This is a genomic window from Mitsuokella apri (genome assembly GCF_051886055.1).
GTDB lineage: Bacteria > Bacillota > Negativicutes > Selenomonadales > Selenomonadaceae > Mitsuokella.
On the sequence record NZ_JBJEXT010000074.1, the window covers coordinates 67,719 to 74,131 of the forward strand.

Annotated in this window: 8 protein-coding genes; 7 read left to right on the forward strand and 1 reads right to left on the reverse strand. The window is 44.2% G+C overall.

Annotated elements, in window-relative coordinates; all coding sequences use genetic code 11:
- Nucleotides 1-48: 48 nt before the first annotated feature.
- Entirely contained in the window at nt 49-825 is a 777-nt protein-coding gene (locus ACI4OH_RS11775; RefSeq protein ID WP_435721945.1) for an HNH endonuclease, read from the reverse strand.
- Between the two features lie 377 nt (nt 826-1,202).
- On the opposite strand from ACI4OH_RS11775, the gene ACI4OH_RS11780 reads away from it, so the two are divergent.
- From ACI4OH_RS11780 to ACI4OH_RS11810, 7 genes are all read left to right on the forward strand, one after another.
- Nucleotides 1,203-1,967 (forward strand): hypothetical protein, encoded by a 765-nt coding sequence (locus ACI4OH_RS11780; RefSeq protein ID WP_432647464.1) that lies wholly within the window; start codon nt 1,203-1,205, stop codon nt 1,965-1,967.
- Between the two features lie 220 nt (nt 1,968-2,187).
- On the forward strand, nt 2,188-2,565 hold the full coding sequence (locus ACI4OH_RS11785) for a hypothetical protein (RefSeq protein WP_432647463.1): 378 nt from the start codon (nt 2,188-2,190) through the stop codon (nt 2,563-2,565).
- 53 nt (nt 2,566-2,618) lie between these two features.
- The gene (locus ACI4OH_RS11790; protein WP_432647462.1) at nt 2,619-3,017 is read left to right on the forward strand and encodes a hypothetical protein; all 399 of its coding nucleotides are present in this window, start codon (nt 2,619-2,621) and stop codon (nt 3,015-3,017) included.
- Between the two features lie 85 nt (nt 3,018-3,102).
- Nucleotides 3,103-3,303 (forward strand): hypothetical protein, encoded by a 201-nt coding sequence (locus tag ACI4OH_RS11795; RefSeq protein WP_439784783.1) that lies wholly within the window; start codon nt 3,103-3,105, stop codon nt 3,301-3,303.
- A gap of 4 nt (nt 3,304-3,307) precedes the next feature.
- Nucleotides 3,308-4,075, forward strand: coding sequence for an HNH endonuclease (locus ACI4OH_RS11800; protein WP_435721946.1), 768 nt, complete (start codon nt 3,308-3,310; stop codon nt 4,073-4,075).
- Nucleotides 4,059-5,048 (forward strand): alpha/beta hydrolase, encoded by a 990-nt coding sequence (locus ACI4OH_RS11805; protein WP_435721947.1) that lies wholly within the window; start codon nt 4,059-4,061, stop codon nt 5,046-5,048. Before ACI4OH_RS11800 ends, ACI4OH_RS11805 begins: the two co-directional genes overlap by 17 nt.
- A 196-nt stretch (nt 5,049-5,244) precedes the next feature.
- The gene (locus tag ACI4OH_RS11810; protein ID WP_435721948.1) at nt 5,245-6,321 is read left to right on the forward strand and encodes a hypothetical protein; all 1,077 of its coding nucleotides are present in this window, start codon (nt 5,245-5,247) and stop codon (nt 6,319-6,321) included.
- Nucleotides 6,322-6,413 lie beyond the last annotated feature (92 nt).

Sequence of the window (6,413 nt, forward strand, 5' to 3'; positions counted from 1 at the left end):
GCCCATTATTTTACTGCTTGTTAAGGCCTTGCAGAATGGGATTTTGTATCATGTTCGCTGTAAAATCTTTATATCTTTAGGGTCGTCAAGTACGTGCATGCGTCTGTGGCAATTCGGGCAAAGTGCTGTCGTATTTTCAAGGGTATCTTTACCGCCGCGAGAAAGCCAAATAACATGATGACATTCAAGATAGGGCTGGCCATTCGTATCCTTAAATGGTGCTGGCGCACCGCAAAGCTGACAAATTCCATGAGCGCGCTCTTTCGTCTCTTTGGCGATATAGGGATCATGAATGTATCTGGCAGTCATGACACGATGCTGTGTGGCATTTCTTTTAGAAGCTGCTTCTGCTTTGGCAAGCAACGCTTTTCCCGTAAGGGATTGAGCGTCAATTTGGCTAAGAATAGTCTGAATCATACTTTTTGCAGCGGACGATGACTGCAGCCTTAATGCCTGCCCTAATAAATAACAAATGTGTTCATCGGCTATATGGCATAAATATTGCTGTTTTGGGGTACCATCCTTCAGAAATGCGCTGTTTTTATGAGGATGATTGGAAAGCCATTTCCAGTGAGGATGCATGTCCAAGGGCGTGTCGAGTTCGACATAATCTGTATCGACGCAAAAATGACAATTATCCCAGAAGAGACTGGGCTGGTCCAGATTCAATAACACATGCGGCTTACTTGCTTCATAACAATTTGAAACTGCCATACTGATTGCCAAGATGCGGCTATGGGCATGATGAATGATGAAGTCATCCCTATGAACTTCTGTCATGGTGTCATAGCCGGGCGCATGATCGCCGTTGACATTGCGCTGCATGGAAAATAAGCATCCTGTATCACGTTCGTATTGGTACCGTTGCTTTTGATTCACCCAAAATATTGTCATAATGGCAGCCTTTCTTTTCACTTTACCGCATAAATCTGCAACTTCAATTGAGATGTAATATTATAAAAATTTTATCACTTTTTTGCAGGAAAAGAAAGAGAACATAATTATCAACAGGATCTTATACAAAATGGTTTGGCAGGATATTCCATGAATGTGAAGAATAAAAAGGATAGCTGGTGTGATTCGATGGTGTCAATGAACTGGATGTTGCCATCCTGACCAAAAGGATTCGCAAGGCAGCTGGATCGGATTGTGCAGAATCATTTTGCAATTAAAAAACGTTGATTTTCCTAGGGAGTGATTGTATGAAGTTATGGAGAAAAGGCGTTGTCTGGCTTTTAGCGGCTTTGCTTTTGTGGTGTTTTAGTTCCATCGCAATGGCGTCTTCCTATGATACTACAGCATCAATTCTGTCGAAGCTGCAGGGGCAATGGTACGATGCGGAAGGCAATGTCGTCCTGGATTTTCAGGGCAGGACGGTCAATGGCTGTGAGATTGTCGGAGCCTATCATCCCGCTGGAGGAAATTCTGACTTTAGCTGCATCATTCGCATTGTTGAAGCTGATGGCTATAGAGACTTACCGCTCATCTGCGAAAGTTTGCGAAAAGATAGCTATCATTCTCATGTCATCCTGAACAAAGATAATATGGATGATAGCAAGGGAACAATGCTTATGCGTATGCCGCAGGCCCGGTATTATGAGTCCGTCGGCGGCATCGGCCTCGATATGCCGGCAGCGGAAGTAGTGGCAAAATACGGCAGGCCTGACAAGATCCAGAAGTCGAAGACATGGAAGACGCTGGATACCTGGCAGTATCAGAAGCTGGGGCTGGAGCTGACCATGCGCCATCAGCGCGTCTTTATTATCAAGATGTACCGAAATGGCAATCGTCATTTTGATAGGACGGGCTTCAACTGCGCCAATGCCCCTTACGAGTTCCAAGAGGCCTATGGCTTTCGTCAGGCACCTAAAGCGGGGCAGTATGGAGCTTACAGCGTAGGGCATGGAGAATACATGTGGTTTGACGATTATCCGAACAGTATTACACTGTCGATGTTCTGGAATTGAGAGATAAATAATTTATCTTATGTGCAGCCCTGCTGCAGAAGCAAAGATTTCTGTGGCAGGGGTATTTTATATATAAATGGATATTATAAATGAATCTAGATTTAATAAAACATAGAAATATATTTACAAAATAATTTAATTTTAGCAGGAATTTAATAATTAATATAGAACAGCAAGTTTATATAAAGCATAACAATGTAGTTTATAGGAGGACAAAGCCATGAAGAGACATCTTATGAAGAAGATCGCAGCGGCATTTGCCGGCGTGATGATGCTCAGTATAACGGCCATTCCTGTCATGATGCCGCAGTCGCAGATAGCGGAGGCTCGTACAGATTATTATGTAGGCTATGATGATGATCATGGCGATGTGTATTTGGACGTGGATTCTGTGCGCCCATTACGTCCATGGGGAAATCGTCGTAATTCAACAGGAAATATTTATTTTGCTGATGGAACGGCATGGAGAGGTTATTACGCGTCTTATGATACTTCGACAGGTACTTATTATTATAGTGGCGGTGCTGGTGGAGTTCATGAAGCAACTGGTTGGAGATATAATTTTGCCGTCTACTGTGACCGCATTGCTTATGAATGAGGCAAGTAAATGTCGAAAAAATGTTCGATAAATAGTTGAAGGGGTTGACTTAAGTGCTTATAAATCATTGGAAATATTTAGCTGCTGCTGGCTTGATGGCGTCAGCGTTCTTCTGTGGCACCAATGCCTGGCAGCCAGCTTCGGTTGAAGCAGCGCCATGGATTGATTTGAATTATGATGGTGCCCATACGTACTGGACTGTTGATAAAGGATCTGTATACGGAGCTGGAACATCAGCTTCTCCATTATGTATTCAGGCTGAGCATGAAGATGATCGTGGTGGTGGAAATGCCATTGGTACGCGGTTTTATTCCTTCAAGCAGGTAAATGGCGTATGGAAATATCGCTATTATGGCTATACGGGGAAAGGTGGAAAGATTCCTTATACAAGCTGGTATAACGTCTCTGGCGATCAGCTGGCCAACGATATTTTATATGTTGCGTTGAACTGATTATCGATACAAGGAAATCGAGGTCCTGAAAAAACTGCTGCAGCTGCCATTCCGGACGGATCCGGTCATGCTGGAGCCGGAGGGATTGGCAGCGAATCATCTGCTTCTGAGGTTGTTGCTGGAAGTTGCTGAAAAGCCGAGGCAAACCTTCGTCGAACTGCGAGCCGAAAAATCAAAACGGCTGGGACGGCGTAGGCTGGATTTTCCCGATAACTGGTTTGATTTGTTCGCAAAATGGCAGGCCAAGGGAATTTGCAAGACAGCTGGATTGAATGGAAGTGATTGAGAATATGAGAGGAAAGTCAGAAAAGGATGAGCCGCTCCTCAAAACGTATTTTAAGCGGTATCTTCTTGATGTACGTGGCGTATCATCACGCACGGTCAAGCATTACTGCGATGCTCTCAATAATATTACACGGCACCTTAAAGAGAAGCATCTTATTCGGGATTCGATTTATGAAGTGACGGACCTCAAGGTTTTGCATGACTTGCGCGATATCCTATTGCAGGATGCTGATTTTGTCGCACTTGACCGGCGCGGCAACCGCATGTACACGGCAGGCTTCAATAATTATCTGCGTTTTGCTGAAGGTCAGTCGTTCGCAGAGCTGCATGACAGGGCCGGCGCACTTGATATCCCCATGCCGCCAATTGCCGAAGAGCCGCGTACGTATGAGGTTCATCACTTCATGCGTTCTGACATTTTGCGTGGACAGACGTTGGCATTCGCTGATTATCGCTGTGAAATGGACGGAGATCACAAGACCTTTATAGCGGAACGAACGCATAAACCCTATATGGAGTCGCACCACGCAATTCCCATTCATCTGCAGGGGAAGTTTGAGCACAGCCTCGACATTTATGCGAATCTTGTCTGTCTTTGTCCTATCTGCCATCGCAAGATCCATTATGGCCTGATGGACGACCGCCGGCTCATGATGTATGAAATCTACGAAAAACGTCATGAGCGGCTGTCTCGCAGTGGCATCACGCTTGGTAAGGAAGAATTTGCCGATCTTGTGCTGCATGATGGTGCAGACTATGCCAGACATTTATGAGCTTACCAAAATCGGAGCTATTGATATGATTATTTATGGTGCTCAGAGCTCTGGCAAAAGGAAAGGATTTATCATGAAGCACAGTATATGTAAAATTATTTTCTTGATGCTGGCCGTTTTGTTATTGCCGCTGCAGACAACACAGGCAGCATCAACGCAAATTCTCTCAACAGTTCCTGTAGGATCAGGGCGTTATCTTATGCCAGAATCCCGTGGAAATTCTTCTGAACCAATGCATATCTTTACATATCGTTCGTCTTCATGGCAGGACGGTAAGCCTGTACTAGTTGTATTTCATGGTTTGAATCGCAATGCCGATACATATCGTGATGGCTGGATTAAAGCCGCGGAAGAAAAAGGCTTTTTAGTGGTATGTCCGGAGTTCTCGGAGGAGAAATTCCCCGGTGTTCCTTACTATAATCTCGGCCATGTTGTAAATCAGGAGGGAGATGATCAGTTGAATCCAGAGTCGACTTGGATTTTTCCGGTTATCGATGACGTAACAGCAGATGTGCGTGCACGCATGCATATTCGCAAGAGTCCTGTTATCCTTTTTGCCCATTCAGCCGGAGCCCAGCTGATTCATCGTTATGTGCTGCTCGGAGAAAAATGCACAGCTGACAAAATCGTGATTGCCAATGCAGGCTGGTACACGATGCCAGATCGTTCCATTGACTTCCCGTATGGCATCAAGGATGTACCTTTGACTAACAAACAGTTAGCAAAGGCTTTTTCGAAGCCCGTGACGATTCTGCTGGGGAATCAGGATACAAAGCGTTCCAAGGTTTTGAGAAAAACGCCGGAGGCTGATGCGCAGGGAATGAATCGTCTGGAGCGTGGTCATGCTTTCTATCAGACAGCACAGGAAACTGCGAAAAAGATGGGCGTTCCTTTTAAATGGCAGCTGCAGGAAGTTTCTGGCGTCGGCCATGACGGCGATGCCATGGGCACATATGCTGCTTCCATGTTTTGATTGACATGCAATAAATAGACGTGCCGACGGCATAGTTGCTGAGTTTGTGCCGACGGATTGACACTGGTATGTACGGACAAAATAACAGCCGATATGTCAATTCGATTACAGGCTAATTGTATCCTCAATCGTCTTTTTTTTATGAATATGCTATACTGTGTGTATACATAAAAAGACAACAGAGGGGGAAATGTATATGTTCCTTGTGGAAGATTATTTGACTGATGCCTCTATGCCTAATATGAGCCTAAAGAATCAAAAAATTCTCCGTCAGAGATTTTCTACTTTACTCCAGTGCCTGAATACACACAATTATATGAGCAAGGAGTCCTACAATCTCGCTAAGGATAGTGTCGACCGTATTTTCTATGAAGATCTTTATCAGAAGAAGCATACTCTTTTCTTAGAAGCTGGGCTGGAAACGGACAGAAACATCTGGCGGATTCTGCATCTGTCAGTATCGGTTACCAGAATCCGTTCCTTTCGTACAGAACTCATGAAGATGCCGGAACGGTACCAGGTTCTTTCTTCATTCTCTCGTCTATTAATAACCTTGGAAAAATGGGAGATACTTGGGAAAGCGCTTCGTAACTTTGCCTTTACCATTCGAAAAGTCATCACGCCATCGAAGAAACTTTCCAAGCAATTATTAGAGGACGATACCGAAACTAGCATGATTTTAAAGGCAAACCATCTCATGCCCGAAAAATCGTCGCAAAAATGTGCTAAGAATGTCACTTCAAAATCATCTAGCAGTCAGAAGCAGGCTGTCTCGAAACGATCTTCAAAAAAGTCTGTGATGGATGCAAGGTTCATTGGCTCTTCAAAACAAGATGGTGCAGAGTTATCTCGTGATACGCACAGCAGCCACGTAGCTTATACCTGTCCTTGTTGTTTGGAAAAATATCATATTACGGAAGCGGGCTATATGGAACCACATTCGTGGAGAATTCCGGGAACAGATCAATATTCTTACTACTGCTGCGGTGCAAATCGGTATTATCCGTTAGAGAGATCCTTAACCGGTGCCTTTGATATCCTGAATCAGTTGCAGGGAAAAAAGAAGATACTGCATCGTCAAATTCAACAGAAAAAATTTAACCCCAGGATTTTACGAGATCAGCTTAGGCAGATTGACCAGGATATTAAGAAGTATCGCTTGAGCATCCTCAGATGGTTCCCAGTTACCTACGATGTCGAAAAATATCCTGCCCGATATGAAGAGAAAAAGGACCATCTGCTTCAGTATCATACTATTGTCAAGGAGGTATGAAAATTCGTCCCCTGCAAAGATGGCTTTGTGTCTTGTCACAGTAGTTTACAACTTTAAGCAGCCTCTTCATCAGACCGAATTACGTCTTGCAA